The sequence below is a fragment of the Thioalkalivibrio sp. ALE28 genome, assembly GCF_000377425.1.
Taxonomy (GTDB): Bacteria; Pseudomonadota; Gammaproteobacteria; order Ectothiorhodospirales; family Ectothiorhodospiraceae; genus Thioalkalivibrio.
On record NZ_KB898115.1, the window covers coordinates 1 to 16041 of the forward strand.

Here is a 16041-nt window from a genome sequence, read left to right on the forward strand (position 1 = left end):
TGGACAGCTGGATTCCGGAGCCCGAGCGTGCCGTGGACGGCGCGTTCCTGATGCCGGTGGAAGATGTCTTCTCGATCTCCGGTCGTGGCACCGTGGTGACCGGTCGCGTCGAGCGCGGCGTGGTGAAGGTCGGCGAAGAAATCGAGATCGTCGGTATTCGCGACACCCAGAAGACCACCGTCACCGGTGTCGAGATGTTCCGCAAGCTGCTGGACCAGGGCGAGGCGGGCGACAACGTCGGTATCCTGCTGCGTGGCACCAAGCGTGACGACGTGCAGCGCGGTCAGGTGCTGTGCAAGCCGGGTTCGATCACCCCGCACACCCATTTCGAGGCCGAGGTGTACATCCTGGGCAAGGACGAGGGCGGTCGTCATACGCCGTTCTTCAATGGGTACCGCCCGCAGTTCTACTTCCGTACGACCGACGTGACGGGTTCGGTGGAACTGCCGGAAGGCACCGAGATGGTGATGCCGGGCGACAACGTCAAGATGACGGTGTCCCTGATCAACCCGATCGCGATGGAAGACGGGCTGCGCTTTGCGATCCGCGAAGGTGGCCGCACCGTCGGCGCCGGCGTCGTCTCCAAGATCATCGAGTGATACAGTAGACAAGTTGACAGATCGACCGCGAGAGGCGGCGCCGGGTGCGTCGTCTCTCGCGTTTGTTTCTTGTCGATTCGATTTATAGGCCAGTAGCTCAATTGGCAGAGCAGCGGTCTCCAAAACCGCAGGTTGGGGGTTCGAGTCCCTCCTGGCCTGCCATCTTCCGGATGGCGGCAGCACCGGGTGATACGTATTCATGAGTGAACAATCGGAACAGACCGGCGTGCTTGATACCGTCAAGCTCGCGGTGGCCGTGGCGCTGCTGATTGCCGGCGTCATGGGCTTCTATTGGTTCCAGGACGAATCCACTCTGATTCGCGTCCTCGGGCTGCTCGCCGTTGTGGGGGTCGCCATCGGCATCGGGATGACGACCGCCAAGGGCAGCCAGCTCGCCGGCTTCATGGGCAACGCGCGCACCGAGGTGCGCAAGATGGTGTGGCCCACCCGCGTCGAGACGACCCAGACCACGCTGATCGTCATTGCTGTCGTGATCCTGGTGGGGATCTTCCTCTGGCTCCTGGACATGTTCCTGGGCTGGGGCATCAGTCGGTTCATCGGATAAGCATCAGGATTCTCGACCATGGCACTACGCTGGTACGTCGTACAGGCATTCTCGGGTTTCGAGGCGCAGGTGAAGCGGTCCCTGGAGGAGCGCATCGAGCGCTTCGGCATGCAGGATCACTTTGGCGAGATCCTCGTCCCCACCGAGGAGGTCGTCGAGATGAAGGACGGCCAGAAGCGCAAGAGCGAACGCAAGTTCTTCCCCGGCTACGTGCTGGTGCAGATGGACCTGAACGACGAGGCCTGGCACCTGGTGAAGGCCGTGCCGCGCGTGCTCGGCTTTATCGGCGGGACGGCCGATCGCCCGGCCCCGATTAGCGACAAGGAAGCCGACGCCATCCTGCAGCGCATGCAGGAAGGCGCCGAGAAGCCGCGCCCGAAGGTCCTGTTCGAGGTGGGCGAGATGGTTCGCGTGATCGATGGGCCGTTCAACGACTTCAACGGCGTGGTCGAAGAGGTCAACTACGACAAGAGCCGCCTGCTGGTGGCCGTCCAGATTTTCGGCCGCTCGACGCCCGTGGAACTGGAGTTCCACCAAGTCGAGAAAACCTGACCGACGCGCAAGCGTCGTTACCTGCTGATCGGGGAGCCGCGAGGCGTTCGCACCCGAGGGAGTTCTCATGGCAAAGAAAATCGAAGCGTATATCAAGCTTCAGGTCCCGGCCGGCAAGGCCAACCCGAGCCCGCCCGTGGGCCCCGCGCTGGGTCAGCGCGGTGTGAACATCATGGAGTTCTGCAAGGCGTTCAACGCGCAGACCCAGGAAATGGAGCCCGGTCTGCCGATCCCGGTGGTCATCACCGTGTACGCCGATCGCAGCTTCACGTTCATCACCAAGACGCCGCCGGCGGCGATCCTGCTGAAGAAGGCCGCGGGCATCCAGTCCGGGTCCGGTCAGCCGAATACCAACAAGGTGGGTACGGTCACCCGTGCCCAGCTGGAAGAGATCGCGAAGACCAAGGAACCCGACCTGACGGCGGCGGATCTGGATGCCGCGGTCCGTACCATTGCCGGTAGTGCCCGCAGTATGGGCCTCGAAGTGGAGGGTCTCTGACATGGCAAAGCTTTCCAAGCGTATGCAGGCCATCCGCGAGAAGGTCGAACCGACTCGTCTGTATCCGGTGACCGAGGCCTTTGATCTCCTGCGGGACCTGCCCAAGGCCAAGTTCCGCGAGTCGGTCGATGTCGCCGTGAACCTGGGCGTTGATCCGCGCAAGTCCGATCAGGTGGTGCGTGGTTCCACCGTGCTGCCGCACGGCAACGGCAAGACCGTTCGCGTGGCCGTGTTCACCCAGGGTGCCAACGCCGATGCGGCGAAGGAAGCTGGCGCCGACGTGGTCGGCATGGACGACCTCGCCGAACAGGTGAAGGCCGGTCAGATGGACTTCGACGTGGTGATCGCCTCCCCGGACGCGATGCGCGTGGTGGGTCAGTTGGGCCAGATCCTCGGGCCGCGCGGCCTGATGCCGAACCCGAAGGTCGGCACCGTGACCCCCGATGTGGCCACCGCGGTGACCAACGCCAAGGGCGGTCAGGTGCGCTATCGCACCGACAAGGGCGGCATCGTGCACTGCACGATCGGCGCGGCGGATTTCGAATCCAGCGCGCTTGCCGAGAACCTGAACGCCCTGCTGGCCGATCTGGTCAAGATGAAGCCGGCGACCTCCAAGGGTCAGTACGTCAAGGGCGTGGTGGTCTCGACCACCATGGGTCCGGGCGTCAAGGTCGATCAGGGCTCGCTGAGCCTCTGAGCAACAACATTCGGTTTTTGGTCGGCTGTCGCGCAAGCGGCACGCCATCCAAGACCGCAGGCGCGGGGCCTTCGGGCCCGGCTTAATACCCCAGCCTGCGCAGATGGTGTCACCCGATTCAGGAAGTACCTGCGACGGGAGCACCGCAGTACCGGGTTCGCCCGGTTTCACGACCGCCTTCGGGTGGTCTTACTAGAGGAGAGTCAACGTGGCTTTGAATCTCGATGACAAGAAGGTGATTGTCTCGGAACTGGCTACGGTTGCTGCCTCGGCACATTCCGCGGTCGCCGCGGAATATCGGGGTCTCTCGGTAGCGCAGATGACCGACCTGCGTCGGCAGGCACGGTCCTCCGGTGTCTATCTGCGAGTGGTGAAGAACAACCTCGCCAAGCGTGCCATTGAGGGGACGGATTTCGAGTGCATGCAGCCCGAGCTGCATGGCCCGCTGATCCTGGCCTTCAGTGAAGAGGAGCCCAGCTCCGCCGCGCGCCTGGTGAAGGACTTCGCCAAGGAAAACGATCAGCTGAAGGTCCGGCTGGTGTCCTTTGGTGGGCAGCTCATGGGGGCGAATGATCTCGATCGCCTCGCGAGCCTGCCGACGCGTGAAGAGGCCCTTGCGCAGCTTCTCGCCACCATGAAGGCGCCGCTCGACAAGTTCGCCCGTACGGTGAACGAAGTCCCCGGCAAGCTGGTGCGTACCGTTGCAGCAATCCGTGACCAGAAACAGGCAGCCTGAACCCTTACCGCCTTTTTCTGCAGCAAGTACTGAATGAATTCGGGTACGACCCGTTAGGAGAGTTAGAAATGGCCGTTTCGAAAGAAGATATCCTGGAAGCCATCGGCAACATGACGGTCCTCGAGATCGTGGACCTGATCAGCGAGATGGAAGAGAAGTTCGGCGTGTCCGCCGCTGCCGCCGTCGCGGCTGCCCCGGCCGCTGCCGGTGGCGGTGAAGCCGCCGCCGCCGAAGCCAAGGACGAGTTCGACGTCGTGATGTCCAGCTTCGGCGACAACAAGGTCGGCGTGATCAAGGTCGTGCGCGGCCTGACCGGTCTGGGTCTGAAGGAAGCCAAGGAAATGGTCGAAGGCGTTCCGGCGACCGTGAAGGAAGGCGCGCCGAAGGAAGAGGCCGAGAAGATGAAGACGGAACTGGAAGAAGCGGGCGCCACCGTCGAACTGAAGTAAGAAGGCGCTTGCGCCTGTTGTTTTCGTGTACATCACGAAGCCCTGAGGCTGGCGGCCGTTTGGTCGTCAGCCTCAGCCCGTGGTGGCGCGGGTTTTGTTCCGCGTTGTTCAGCTAGCCTCCGAGGTAAGCCATGGCCCTCAGTTATACCGAAAAGAAACGTATCCGCAAGGACTTCGGGAAGCGTCCCCAGATCCTCGACGTCCCGTACCTGCTCGAGACCCAGTTGACGTCCTATCGGGATTTCCTGCAGGCGGACCAAGCGCCGGACGGGCGTGACTCCCTGGGCCTGCACGCGGCGTTTCAGTCGGTATTCCCCATCGTCAGCTATTCCGGTCATGTCCAGCTCGAGTACGTGAGCTACCGCCTGGGCGAGCCGATGTTCGACGTGAAGGAATGCCAGATCCGTGGTGTGACCTATGCGGCCCCGCTGCGCGTGCTGCTGCGCCTCGTGATCCACGACAAGGAAGCCCCGGCGGGCTCCACCGTGGTCAAGGAGGTCAAGGAGCAGGAGGTCTACATGGGCGAGATGCCACTCATGACCGAGAACGGCACCTTCGTCATCAATGGCACCGAACGCGTGATCGTGTCGCAGCTGCACCGCTCCCCCGGTGTGTTCTTCGACAGCGACAAGGGCAAGACGCAGGGCAGCGCGCAGAAGCTGCTCTATAACGCCCGCATCATTCCGTACCGCGGTTCCTGGCTGGACTTCGAGTTCGACGCCAAGGACGGGGTATACGTGCGCATCGACCGTCGCCGCAAGCTGCCGGCGTCGATCCTGCTGCGCGCACTGGGCATGGATACCGAAGAGATCCTGGCCACCTTTTTCGAATTCAACCAGCTCACCCTCGACGAGGATGGTGGCGAGCTGGACCTGATCCCCGAGCGCATGCGCGGCGAGACCGCCGTGGTGGATATCACCGACGGTGACAAGGTCATCGTCGAGGCGGGTCGCCGCATCACGCCCCGCCACATCCGGGAGATCGAGAAGGCCGGCATCAACACCCTGCGGGTGCCGGACGAATACCTGCTGGGCCGGGTGCTGGCCAAGGGCGTGGTGGACGAGTCCACCGGCGAACTGATCGCCGGCGCCAACGACGCGCTGACCCAGGAGCTGCTGGACAAGCTGCGCGCCGAGGGCGTGAAGACCCTGCAGACGATCTACACCAACGACTACGACCATGGTCCGTACATGTCGGACACCCTGCGTCTGGACCCGACCAAGACGCAGCTGGAGGCGCAGGTCGAGATCTACCGCGTGATGCGCCCGGGCGAGCCGCCGACCAAGGACGCCGCGGAGAACCTGTTCTCCAACCTGTTCTTCTCGGAGGATCGCTACGACCTCTCCGCCGTAGGCCGCATGAAGTTCAACCGTCGCGTGGGTCGCGAGACCGACGAGGGCGAGGGCGTGCTGTCGCCGGAGGACATCCTGGATGTGCTGAAGGTCCTGATCGACCTGCGCAACGGCAACGGTCGCACCGACGACATCGACCACCTGGGCAACCGCCGCATCCGCAGCGTGGGCGAGATGGCCGAGAACCAGTTCCGTCTGGGCCTGGTGCGGGTCGAGCGCGCGGTCAAGGAACGTCTGACCGTCGCCGAGAGCGAGGGCCTGATGCCGCAGGAGCTGATCAACGCCAAGCCGGTGGCGGCCGCGGTCAAGGAGTTCTTCGGGTCCAGCCAGCTGTCGCAGTTCATGGACCAGAACAACCCGCTGTCCGAGGTCACCCACAAGCGCCGCATCTCCGCGCTGGGCCCGGGCGGCCTGACCCGCGAACGTGCCGGCTTCGAGGTGCGCGACGTGCATCCGACGCACTACGGTCGCGTCTGCCCGATCGAGACCCCGGAAGGTCCGAACATCGGCCTGATCAATTCTCTGGCGGTGTACGCCCGCACCAACCGCTACGGCTTCCTGGAGACGCCGTACCGCAAGGTCGAGGACGGCAAGGTCACCGAGGAGATCGTCTACCTCTCCGCGATCGAGGAGAGCCAGTACGTGATCGCCCAGGCGAACGCGGCCATGGACGACGAAGGCCGTCTGAGCGACGACCTCGTCTCCTGCCGTCACCAGGAAGAGTTCACGATCTCGACCCCGGACAAGATCCAGTACATGGATATCTCGCCGAAGCAGATCGTGTCGGTGGCGGCCGCGCTGCTGCCGTTCCTGGAGCACGATGACGCGAACCGCGCCCTGATGGGTGCGAACATGCAGCGTCAGGCCGTGCCGTGCCTGCGTGCCGACAAGCCGCTGGTGGGCACCGGCATCGAGCGCGCCGTCGCCATCGACTCCGGCTCCGCGATCGTCGCCAAGCGCGGCGGGACTGTGGACTCGGTCGATGCCGGTCGCGTGGTGGTCCGGGTCAACGACGACGAGACCGTGGCCGGCGAGCCGGGCGTGGACATCTACAACCTGACCAAGTACTCGCGTTCCAACCAGAACACCTCCATCAACCAGCGGCCGCTGGTCGCGGTGGGCGACGAGATCGCCCGCGGCGACGCGATCGCGGACGGCTCCTCCACCGACATGGGTGAGCTGGCGCTGGGCCAGAACATGATGGTCGCGTTCATGCCGTGGAACGGCTACAACTTCGAGGACTCGATCCTGATCTCGGAGCGGGTGGTGCAGGAGGACCGCTACACCACCATCCATATCGAGGAGCTCAACTGTGTCGCCCGCGACACCAAGCTGGGCCAGGAAGAGATCACCGCGGATATCCCGAACGTCTCCGAGTCCCTGCTGAACAAGCTGGACGAGTCCGGCGTCGTGTATGTCGGCGCCGAGGTGAATCCGGGCGATATCCTGGTGGGCAAGGTGACGCCGAAGGGCGAGACCCAGCTGACGCCGGAAGAGAAACTCCTGAGGGCGATCTTCGGCGAGAAGGCCTCCGACGTGAAGGACACCTCCCTGCGCGTCCCGTCCGGCATCGAGGGCACGGTGATCGACGTGCGCGTGTTCACCCGCGACGGTGTGGAGAAGGACGCCCGCGCCAAGTCGATCGAGGCCGACGATCTGGCCGCCGTGCAGAAGGACCTGAAGGACCAGCTGCGCATCTACGAGGACGATATCTACGCTCGCGTGGAGAAGCTGCTGGTCAACAAGACCGCCGCCGGCGGGCCGGACGGCCTCGGTGACGGCTCCAAGGTCACCAAGAAGTACCTGCAGGGTCTGTCCCGCGACAAGTGGTTCGAGGTGCGGCTGAAGGACGACGCGGTCAACTCCCAGCTGGAGGACCTTGGTCGTCAGATCCAGGACCAGCACGAGGCGTTCGAGAAGAAGTTCGAGCACCAGAAGGCCAAGCTGGCCGCGGGCGACGACCTGCCGCCGGGCGTGCAGAAGATGGTCAAGGTGTACGTGGCCGTGAAGCGTCGCCTGCAGCCGGGCGACAAGATGGCCGGTCGCCACGGCAACAAGGGCGTGATCTCGATGATCGTGCCGGAAGAGGACATGCCGTTCCTCGAGGACGGGACCCCGGTCGACGTGGTGCTGAACCCGCTGGGCGTGCCCTCGCGCATGAACGTCGGGCAGGTGCTGGAGGTTCACCTCGGGTGGGCCGCCAAGGGCCTGGGCGACAAGATCAACCGCATGCTCGAGGCCCAGGCCGAGATCGCGAAGCTGCGCGAGTTCCTCGACAAGATCTACAACCACCGCGAGCGCAAGGTGGACCTCGACTCCATGTCGGATGCCGAGATCATCACCCTGTGCAGGAACCTGCGCGGTGGCGTGCCGATGGCGACGCCGGTATTCGACGGTGCCGAAGAGGCCGAGATCAAGGAGATGCTGCGCCTGGCGGACCTGCCCGAGACCGGGCAGGCCCAGCTCTACGATGGCCGCACCGGCGACGAATTCGATCGCCCGGTCACCGTGGGCTACATGCACATGCTGAAGCTGAACCACCTGGTGGACGACAAGATGCATGCGCGTTCCACCGGCCCGTACTCGCTGGTTACCCAGCAGCCGCTGGGCGGCAAGGCACAGTTCGGCGGTCAGCGCTTCGGCGAAATGGAGGTCTGGGCACTGGAGGCCTACGGCGCCGCCTACACCCTGCAGGAGATGCTGACGGTGAAGGCGGACGACGTGCAGGGCCGTAACAAGATGTACAAGAACATCGTTGACGGTGAGCACCACATGGAGGCCAACGTCCCCGAGTCGTTCAACGTGCTCATGAAGGAGATCAAGGCGCTCGGCATCAATATCGAGCTCGAGCAGGACTGATCTTCTCCGATCCGATTGTGATCCGACGGGGCGTGCGCGCCCCTCGAAACCAAGTTTGTGAGGCAAGCGAATGAAAGACCTCCTGAATCTGTTCAAGCAGCAGACCCAGCCGGAAGAGTTCGATGCGATCCGCATCGGCCTGGCGTCCTCGGACCAGATCCGTTCCTGGTCCTTTGGCGAGGTGAAGAAGCCGGAGACCATCAACTACCGGACCTTCAAGCCGGAGCGTGACGGCCTGTTCTGCGCGAAGATCTTCGGGCCGGTGAAGGACTATGAGTGCCTGTGCGGCAAGTACAAGCGCCTGAAGCATCGCGGCGTGGTCTGCGAGAAGTGCGGCGTCGAGGTTACCCAGACCAAGGTGCGCCGCGAGCGCATGGGGCATATCGACCTGGCCTCGCCGGTCGCCCATATCTGGTACCTGAAGAGCCTGCCGTCCCGCATCGGCCTGCTGCTGGACATGACCCTGAAGGACATCGAGAAGGTGCTCTACTTCGAGTCCTTCATCGTGACCGATCCGGGCTTCACCACGCTCGAGAAGCGCCAGCTCCTGACCGACGAGGAATACCTCGAGGCAATGGAAGAGCACGGCGACGACTTCACCGCGCTGATGGGCGCCGAGGCCGTGCTGAGCCTGCTGAAGGAGATGGATCTGCCGGCCGAGGCTGCCAAGCTGCGCCAGGAGCTGGCCGAGACCGGCTCCGAGACCAAGATCAAGCGTCTGGGCAAGCGGCTCAAGCTGGTCGAGTCCTTCCTCGAGTCCGGCAACAAGCCGGAGTGGATGATCATGAAGGTCCTGCCGGTGCTGCCGCCGGACCTGCGTCCGCTGGTGCCGCTGGACGGTGGCCGCTTCGCGACCTCCGACCTGAACGACCTGTATCGCCGGGTGATCAACCGTAACAACCGGCTGCGCCGCCTGCTGGAGCTGAACGCCCCGGACATCATCGTGCGCAACGAAAAGCGCATGCTGCAGGAGTCCGTGGATGCGCTGCTGGACAACGGGCGTCGCGGTCGTGCGATCACCGGCACCAACAAGCGCCCGCTGAAATCCCTGGCCGACATGATCAAGGGCAAGCAGGGCCGCTTCCGCCAGAACCTGCTGGGCAAGCGCGTCGACTACTCCGGTCGTTCCGTGATCGTGGTCGGTCCGACTCTGCGCCTGCACCAGTGCGGCCTGCCCAAGCGCATGGCGCTGGAACTGTTCAAGCCGTTCATCTTCGGCAAGCTGCAGCGCCGTGGCCTGGCCACGACCATCAAGGCCGCCAAGAAGGCCGTGGAGAAGGAAGGCCCCGAGGTCTGGGACATCCTCGAAGAGGTGATCCGCGAGCACCCGGTGATGCTGAACCGTGCCCCGACCCTGCACCGCCTGGGCATCCAGGCCTTCGAACCGGTGCTGATCGAGGGCAAGGCGATCCAGCTGCATCCGCTGGTCTGTGCCGCGTTCAACGCCGACTTCGACGGTGACCAGATGGCCGTGCACGTGCCGCTGTCGCTGGAGGCCCAGCTGGAGGCGCGCACGCTGATGCTGTCCTCCAACAACGTGCTGTCGCCGGCCAACGGCGAGCCGATCATCGTGCCGTCGCAGGATATCGTGCTGGGTCTGTACTACCTGTCGCGCGAGAAGGTCAACGCCAAGGGCGAAGGGATGACCTTCTCCGACGTGGACGAGGTGCACCGCGCCTACGAGCACAAGCAGGTGGACCTGCATGCGCGCATCACCGTGCGCATCGCGGACACCATGGCCGACGTCGCCGAGGGCGAAGCGCTCCCGTCCATGCGCGTGGAGACCACGGTCGGTCGCGCGATCCTGTCGCGCATCATGCCCAAGGGTCTGCCGTTCGAGCTGATTGATCGCGAGCTGAACAAGAAGGCGATCTCCGGGCTGATCAACTCCTGCTACCGCCGCCTGGGCCTGAAGGACACGGTCGTGTTCGCGGACCAGCTGATGTACGCGGGCTTCTACTACTCCACCCGTGCCGGCGTGTCCTTCTGCGCCGACGACATGGTGATCCCGGACGAGAAGCACCCGATCCTGCAGGGCGCCGAGGACCAGGTGAAGGAGATCGAGGATCAGTACGCCTCGGGTCTCGTCACCAAGGGCGAGCGCTACAACAAGGTCGTGGACATCTGGTCGCACTGCAATGACCAGGTCGCCAAGGCCATGATGGAGCGCCTCGGCAAGGAGCAGGTCACCAACAAGGACGGCGAAACGGTCGAGCAGAACTCGTTCAACTCGATCTTCATGATGGCCGATTCCGGCGCGCGTGGTTCCGCCGCGCAGATCCGGCAGCTGGCCGGCATGCGCGGCCTGATGGCCAAGCCGGACGGCTCCATCATCGAGACGCCGATCACCGCGAACTTCCGCGAGGGTCTGAACGTCCTGCAGTACTTCATCTCGACCCACGGGGCGCGCAAGGGCCTGGCCGATACCGCGCTGAAGACCGCGAACTCGGGTTACCTGACCCGTCGCCTGGTGGATGTCTCCCAGGACGTTGTGGTGACCGAGCCGGACTGCGGCACCGAGCAGGGCCTGTTGATGAAGCCGATCATCGAGGGTGGCGACGTCGTGGAGCCGCTGCGCGATCGCGTGCTGGGGCGTACCACCGCGGTGGACGTACTCCGCCCGGGCACTGACGAGGTGCTGGTGCCCGCGGGCACCCTGCTGGACGAGGCCATGGTGGACACCCTGGACGGCGCGTCGGTGGACGAGGTGCTGGTGCGTTCGGCGATCACCTGCGAGACCCGCCAGGGCATCTGCGCCAAGTGCTACGGGCGTGATCTGGCCCGTGGCCACGAGGTCAACGCCGGGGAGGCCGTGGGCGTCATCGCCGCGCAGTCGATCGGCGAGCCGGGTACCCAGCTGACCATGCGTACCTTCCACATCGGCGGGGCCGCGAGCCGCGCGGTGACGGTCAGCGCGATCCAGGTGAAGAACTCCGGGGCCGTGCGTCTGCACAACCTGAAGACGGTCACCAACAAGGCCGGTAACCTGGTCGCGGTATCGCGTTCCGGCGAGCTGGGCGTGATCGACGATCAGGGCCGTGAGCGCGAGCGTTACAAGATCCCGTACGGCGCGACCATCACGGTCCATGATGGCGACACCGTCGAGGCCGGCCAGGAGGTCGCGACCTGGGATCCGCATACCCATCCGATTGTCACTGAGGTGGCCGGTAACATCCGTCTGGCGGATTTCGTCGAGAACGTCACCGTCACCAAGGAGACCGACGAGTTCACCGGGCTGTCGTCCAACGTGGTGCTGGATCCGAAGAGCCGCTCGTCGGCCGGAAAGGACCTGCGCCCGACGGTCAAGCTGCTGGACGACGACGGCAACGAGGTGTACATCCCGGGCACCGACATGCCCGCGCAGTACATGCTGCCGGCCAACGCGATCTTCAACCTGGAGGACAACGCCCGGGTCGAGGTCGGTGACGTCATCGCGCGCCTGCCGCAGGAGTCCTCCAAGACCCGTGACATCACCGGGGGTCTGCCCCGCGTGGCCGACCTGTTCGAGGCACGCCGTCCGAAGGAGCCGGCGGTGCTGGCGGAGATCTCGGGTACCGTGTCGTTCGGCAAGGAGACCAAGGGCAAGCAGCGCCTGGTGATCACCCCGGACAAGGGCGACCCGGTCGAGATGCTGATCCCGAAGCTGCGGACCGTGAACGTCTTCGAGGGCGAGCGCGTGGAGCGTGGCGAGGTCGTAGTCGATGGCGAGCTGGATCCGCACGACATCCTGCGCCTGCGCGGTGTCACCACCCTGGCCGAGTACCAGGTGCAGGAGATCCAGGACGTCTACCGCCTGCAGGGCGTGAAGATCAACGACAAGCACATCGAGGTGATCGTCCGCCAGATGATGCGCAAGGTGAACATCGTGGACGCCGGCGATACCAAGTTCCTCGCCGGGGACCAGGTCGATCGCGTGCGTGTCCTCGAGGAGAACGAACAACTGGGTGCGGATCAGCAGCCGGCGACCTACGAGCGCGTGCTGCTCGGGATCACCAAGGCCTCGCTGGTCACCGAGTCGTTCATCTCCGCGGCCTCCTTCCAGGAGACCACCCGCGTACTGACCGAGGCGTCCACCCGGGGCGCCCGCGACGACCTGCGCGGTCTGAAGGAGAACGTGATTGTCGGGCGCCTGATCCCCGCCGGGACGGGCCTCGCCTACCACAAGGAGCGCCGTCGCAAGCGCGCGCTGGAAATGCCCGAGTTCGAGGCGGTCGAGGAGACCCAGGCGGCCACCGCCGAGTCCGAGCCCGCCACCACCGATCCGGGTACCGCGGAAGACGGGTCCGAGTGACCCGTCCCATCTTGACACTCACGGGGGCGGCGATTAGAATTCCGCTCCCTCGACAGGCCGGTCTCGGCGCCGGCCTGTCGTTATTTTTAGGCTAGGAGAAAGGGTTTCATGGCCACGATCAACCAGTTGGTACGCAAGCCCCGCAAGCGCCCCGTCGAAAAGAGCGATGTGCCGGCGCTGCAGGGTTCCCCGCAGAAGCGCGGGGTCTGCACCCGTGTCTACACGACCACCCCGAAAAAGCCGAACTCGGCGCTGCGCAAGGTTGCGCGCGTGCGGCTGACCAATGGCTACGAAGTCAGTAGCTACATCGGCGGGGAAGGCCACAACCTGCAGGAGCACTCGGTGGTCCTGATCCGTGGCGGCCGCGTGAAGGACCTCCCGGGTGTGCGCTACCACACGGTGCGCGGCAGCCTGGATACCCAGGGCGTGCAGAAGCGTGCCCAGGGCCGGTCCAAGTACGGCACCAAGCGTCCCAAGAAATCCTAACCGAGATCCAGTCCGGGAACTGAAACATGTCTAGAAGAGCAGCTGCCCCCAAGCGTCACATCCTCCCCGACCCGAAGTTCGGAAGCGAGCGCCTGGCCAAGTTCATCAACACGGTCATGCGTGACGGCAAGAAATCCGTCGCCGAGCAGGTCGTGTACGGCGCCCTGGACCAGATCGAGTCCAAGCAGGGCGACGGGATGGGCGCGCTGGAGCGTGCCCTGGACAACATCCGTCCGCGCGTCGAGGTCAAGTCGCGCCGCGTCGGTGGCGCGACCTATCAGGTTCCGGTGGAAGTCCGCTCGGTGCGTCAGGACGCGCTGGCGATGCGCTGGGTGGTCGAGGCCGCCCGCAAGCGTGGCGAACGGACCATGGCCCTGAAGCTGGCTGGCGAACTGATGGACGCCGCCGACAGCAAGGGCTCGGCCGTGAAGAAGCGCGAAGACACTCACCGCATGGCGGAAGCGAACAAGGCGTTCGCCCATTTCCGCTGGTAAATCTGTTTAGAGAGGCTCACCGTGGCACGCAAGACCCCACTTAAGCGCTACCGGAACATCGGGATCAGCGCGCACATCGACGCCGGCAAGACGACGACGACCGAACGCATCCTGTTCTACACCGGTCTGTCGCACAAGATCGGCGAGGTGCATGACGGTGCAGCCGTGATGGACTGGATGGAGCAGGAGCAGGAGCGCGGGATCACCATCACCTCCGCGGCGACCACCAGCTTCTGGTCCGGCATGGCCAAGCAGTTCGACGAGCACCGGGTGAATATCATCGATACCCCCGGGCACGTGGACTTCACCATCGAAGTCGAGCGCTCCATGCGTGTGCTCGACGGCGCGGTCATGGTGTACTGCGCGGTCGGTGGCGTGCAGCCGCAGTCCGAGACCGTGTGGCGCCAGGCGACCAAGTACGCCGTGCCGCGTATGGCGTTCGTGAACAAGATGGACCGCGCCGGCGCCGACTTCCTGCGCGTCTATGAACAGATGAAGGAACGCCTGCAGGCGAACCCGGTCCCGATCCAGCTGCCGATCGGCGCGGAGGACCAGTTCAAGGGCGTGATCGACCTGGTGAAGATGCAGGCCATCTACTGGGACGAGGACAACTTCGGGATCTCCTTCGAGTACAAGGATATTCCGGACGAGCTGAAGGCCGACGCCGAGAAGTGGCGCGAGAACATGCTCGAGGCGGCCGCCGAGGCCAACGAAGAGCTGATGGACAAGTACCTCAACGAGGGCACCCTCAGCGAGGAAGAGATCAAGTCTGCGCTGCGCCACCGCACCATCGAGCTCGAGATCGTGCCGATGCTGTGCGGCTCCGCGTTCAAGAACAAGGGTGTGCAGGCGATGCTCGACGCGGTCGTCGAGTACCTGCCGTCGCCGGAAGAGGTCAAGGCCATCAAGGGCGTCAAGGCCGGCACCGAGGAGCCGGTCGAGAAGCACGCCTCCGATGACGAGCCGTTCGCCGCGCTGGCGTTCAAGATCATGACCGACCCCTACGTCGGCTCGCTGACCTTCGTGCGCGTCTACTCTGGCGTGCTGTCGGCCGGCGACTCGGTCCTGAACACGCAGAACAATCGACGCGAGCGCATCGGCCGCATCCTGCAGATGCACTCGAACTCCCGCGAGGAGATCAAGGAGCTGCGCGCGGGTGACATCGGCGCCGTGGTCGGTTTGAAGGACCTGTACACCGGGACCACGCTGTGCGACCCGAACGACCCGGTCGAACTGGAGCGCATGGAGTTCCCGGATCCGGTGATCTCCATCGCGGTCGAGCCGAAAACCAAGACCGACCAGGAAAAGATGGGTATCGCGCTGAACAAGCTGGCGCAGGAAGATCCATCGTTCCGCGTGCGGACCGACGAGGAATCCGGGCAGACCATCATCTCCGGCATGGGCGAGCTGCACCTGGAGGTGCTGGTCGACCGCATGAAGCGGGAATTCAAGGTCGAGGCGAACGTGGGTCAGCCCCAGGTGGCCTACCGCGAGACCATCCGCAAGACGGTCGAACAGGAAGGCAAGTTCGTGCGCCAGTCCGGTGGTCGCGGACAGTACGGTCACGTCTGGATCCGCATCGAGCCGCTGGAGCCGGGCGAAGGCTACAAGTTCGAGAACGCCATCGTGGGTGGTGTGGTGCCGAAGGATTACATCCCGGCCGTCTCCAAGGGCATCGAAGAACAGATGGCCAACGGTGTGCTCGCCGGGTATCCGGTCGAGGACGTCAAGGTCACGCTGTTCGACGGTTCCTACCATGACGTCGACTCCAACGAGATGGCGTTCAAGGTGGCCGGTTCGATGGCCTTCAAGGAAGGCGCCCTGAAGGCGGGTGCCGTGCTGCTCGAGCCGATGATGAAGGTCGAGGTCGAGACGCCCGAGGAGTACATGGGCGACGTGATGGGCGACCTCAATCGCCGCAGGGGTCTGGTGAAGGGCATGGAAGACGTGGCCGGCCAGAAGCTGCTGAAGGCCGAGGTGCCGCTGTCCGAGATGTTCGGCTACTCGACCCAGCTGCGCTCGATGAGCCAGGGCCGCGCGACCTACTCGATGGAATTCGAGAAGTACGCCGAGGCCCCCGCCCAGATCGCCGAGGCGGTTGCCGCCAAGGCGTCCTGATACCGAATTCGCGTTATTTGAAAGAACTGCAAGAGGTTTGAGCTGTGTCCAAGGAAAAGTTCGAGCGTAAGAAGCCGCATGTGAATGTGGGGACGATTGGTCATGTGGACCATGGGAAAACGACGCTGACGGCGGCGATGACGGCGGTGCTGGGCAAGAAGTACGGGAGCGAAGCCCGTGCGTTTGACCAGATCGACAATGCGCCGGAAGAGAAGGCGCGCGGGATCACGATTGCGACCGCGCACGTCGAATACGAAAGCGACATTCGCCACTATGCGCACGTCGACTGCCCCGGGCACGCGGACTATGTGAAGAACATGATCACGGGTGCGGCGCAGATGGAC

13 protein-coding genes and 1 tRNA gene are annotated in these 16041 nt (G+C 64.4%); all 14 read left to right on the forward strand.

Translation table 11 applies throughout. From position 1 onward, the window contains the following. Window positions 1-599: EF-Tu/IF-2/RF-3 family GTPase (locus tag D105_RS0113715; RefSeq protein WP_018878779.1), on the forward strand; the 599-nt coding region annotated here is incomplete at its 5' end. A gap of 86 nt (window positions 600-685) precedes the next feature. Further along, window positions 686-761 (forward strand) — tRNA-Trp (locus tag D105_RS0113720). Window positions 762-798: 37 nt separating this feature from the next. Further along, window positions 799-1164: a preprotein translocase subunit SecE gene (secE, locus tag D105_RS0113725; protein WP_017940469.1), complete on the forward strand. Its 366-nt coding sequence runs from the start codon at window positions 799-801 to the stop codon at window positions 1162-1164. Between the two features lie 18 nt (window positions 1165-1182). Beyond that, complete coding sequence (nusG, locus tag D105_RS0113730; RefSeq protein ID WP_017940468.1) at window positions 1183-1716, forward strand: transcription termination/antitermination protein NusG; 534 nt, start codon at window positions 1183-1185, stop codon at window positions 1714-1716. A 67-nt stretch (window positions 1717-1783) separates the two neighbouring features. Then, entirely contained in the window at window positions 1784-2215 is a 432-nt protein-coding gene (gene rplK / locus D105_RS0113735) for a 50S ribosomal protein L11 (protein WP_018867954.1), read from the forward strand. A 1-nt stretch (window position 2216) separates the two neighbouring features. Beyond that, a complete protein-coding gene (gene rplA / locus D105_RS0113740; protein ID WP_018867955.1) occupies window positions 2217-2912 on the forward strand; it encodes a 50S ribosomal protein L1 in 696 nt (231 codons plus the stop codon). Between the two features lie 214 nt (window positions 2913-3126). After that, on the forward strand, window positions 3127-3648 hold the full coding sequence (gene rplJ, locus D105_RS0113745; protein WP_018867956.1) for a 50S ribosomal protein L10: 522 nt from the start codon (window positions 3127-3129) through the stop codon (window positions 3646-3648). 68 nt (window positions 3649-3716) lie between these two features. After that, entirely contained in the window at window positions 3717-4097 is a 381-nt protein-coding gene (rplL, locus tag D105_RS0113750) for a 50S ribosomal protein L7/L12 (RefSeq protein WP_018867957.1), read from the forward strand. A 131-nt stretch (window positions 4098-4228) separates the two neighbouring features. Continuing rightward, window positions 4229-8308, forward strand: a complete 4080-nt coding sequence (gene rpoB, locus D105_RS0113755; RefSeq protein WP_018878780.1) for a DNA-directed RNA polymerase subunit beta — start codon at window positions 4229-4231, stop codon at window positions 8306-8308. Between the two features lie 70 nt (window positions 8309-8378). After that, window positions 8379-12599, forward strand: coding sequence for a DNA-directed RNA polymerase subunit beta' (rpoC, locus tag D105_RS0113760; RefSeq protein WP_018878781.1), 4221 nt, complete (start codon window positions 8379-8381; stop codon window positions 12597-12599). A 108-nt stretch (window positions 12600-12707) separates the two neighbouring features. Continuing rightward, window positions 12708-13085 (forward strand): 30S ribosomal protein S12, encoded by a 378-nt coding sequence (gene rpsL / locus D105_RS0113765; RefSeq protein WP_017940461.1) that lies wholly within the window; start codon window positions 12708-12710, stop codon window positions 13083-13085. A 26-nt stretch (window positions 13086-13111) separates the two neighbouring features. Continuing rightward, window positions 13112-13579: a 30S ribosomal protein S7 gene (rpsG, locus tag D105_RS0113770; RefSeq protein ID WP_018175517.1), complete on the forward strand. Its 468-nt coding sequence runs from the start codon at window positions 13112-13114 to the stop codon at window positions 13577-13579. A gap of 21 nt (window positions 13580-13600) precedes the next feature. Continuing rightward, on the forward strand, window positions 13601-15697 hold the full coding sequence (fusA, locus tag D105_RS0113775; protein WP_018867960.1) for an elongation factor G: 2097 nt from the start codon (window positions 13601-13603) through the stop codon (window positions 15695-15697). A gap of 44 nt (window positions 15698-15741) precedes the next feature. After that, window positions 15742-16041 (forward strand): GTP-binding protein (locus D105_RS14360; RefSeq protein ID WP_018878178.1); only part of this gene is annotated, 300 nt, incomplete at its 3' end.

Coding starts and splice junctions, on each gene's coding strand:
- rpoC (WP_018878781.1), top strand. CDS start 8,379: ATGAAAGACCTCCTGAATCTGTTCAAGCAGCAGACCCAGCCGGAAGAG.
- rplA (WP_018867955.1), top strand. CDS start 2,217: ATGGCAAAGCTTTCCAAGCGTATGCAGGCCATCCGCGAGAAGGTCGAA.
- rpsG (WP_018175517.1), top strand. CDS start 13,112: ATGTCTAGAAGAGCAGCTGCCCCCAAGCGTCACATCCTCCCCGACCCG.
- rplK (WP_018867954.1), top strand. CDS start 1,784: ATGGCAAAGAAAATCGAAGCGTATATCAAGCTTCAGGTCCCGGCCGGC.
- nusG (WP_017940468.1), top strand. CDS start 1,183: ATGGCACTACGCTGGTACGTCGTACAGGCATTCTCGGGTTTCGAGGCG.
- rpsL (WP_017940461.1), top strand. CDS start 12,708: ATGGCCACGATCAACCAGTTGGTACGCAAGCCCCGCAAGCGCCCCGTC.
- secE (WP_017940469.1), top strand. CDS start 799: ATGAGTGAACAATCGGAACAGACCGGCGTGCTTGATACCGTCAAGCTC.
- rpoB (WP_018878780.1), top strand. CDS start 4,229: ATGGCCCTCAGTTATACCGAAAAGAAACGTATCCGCAAGGACTTCGGG.
- rplL (WP_018867957.1), top strand. CDS start 3,717: ATGGCCGTTTCGAAAGAAGATATCCTGGAAGCCATCGGCAACATGACG.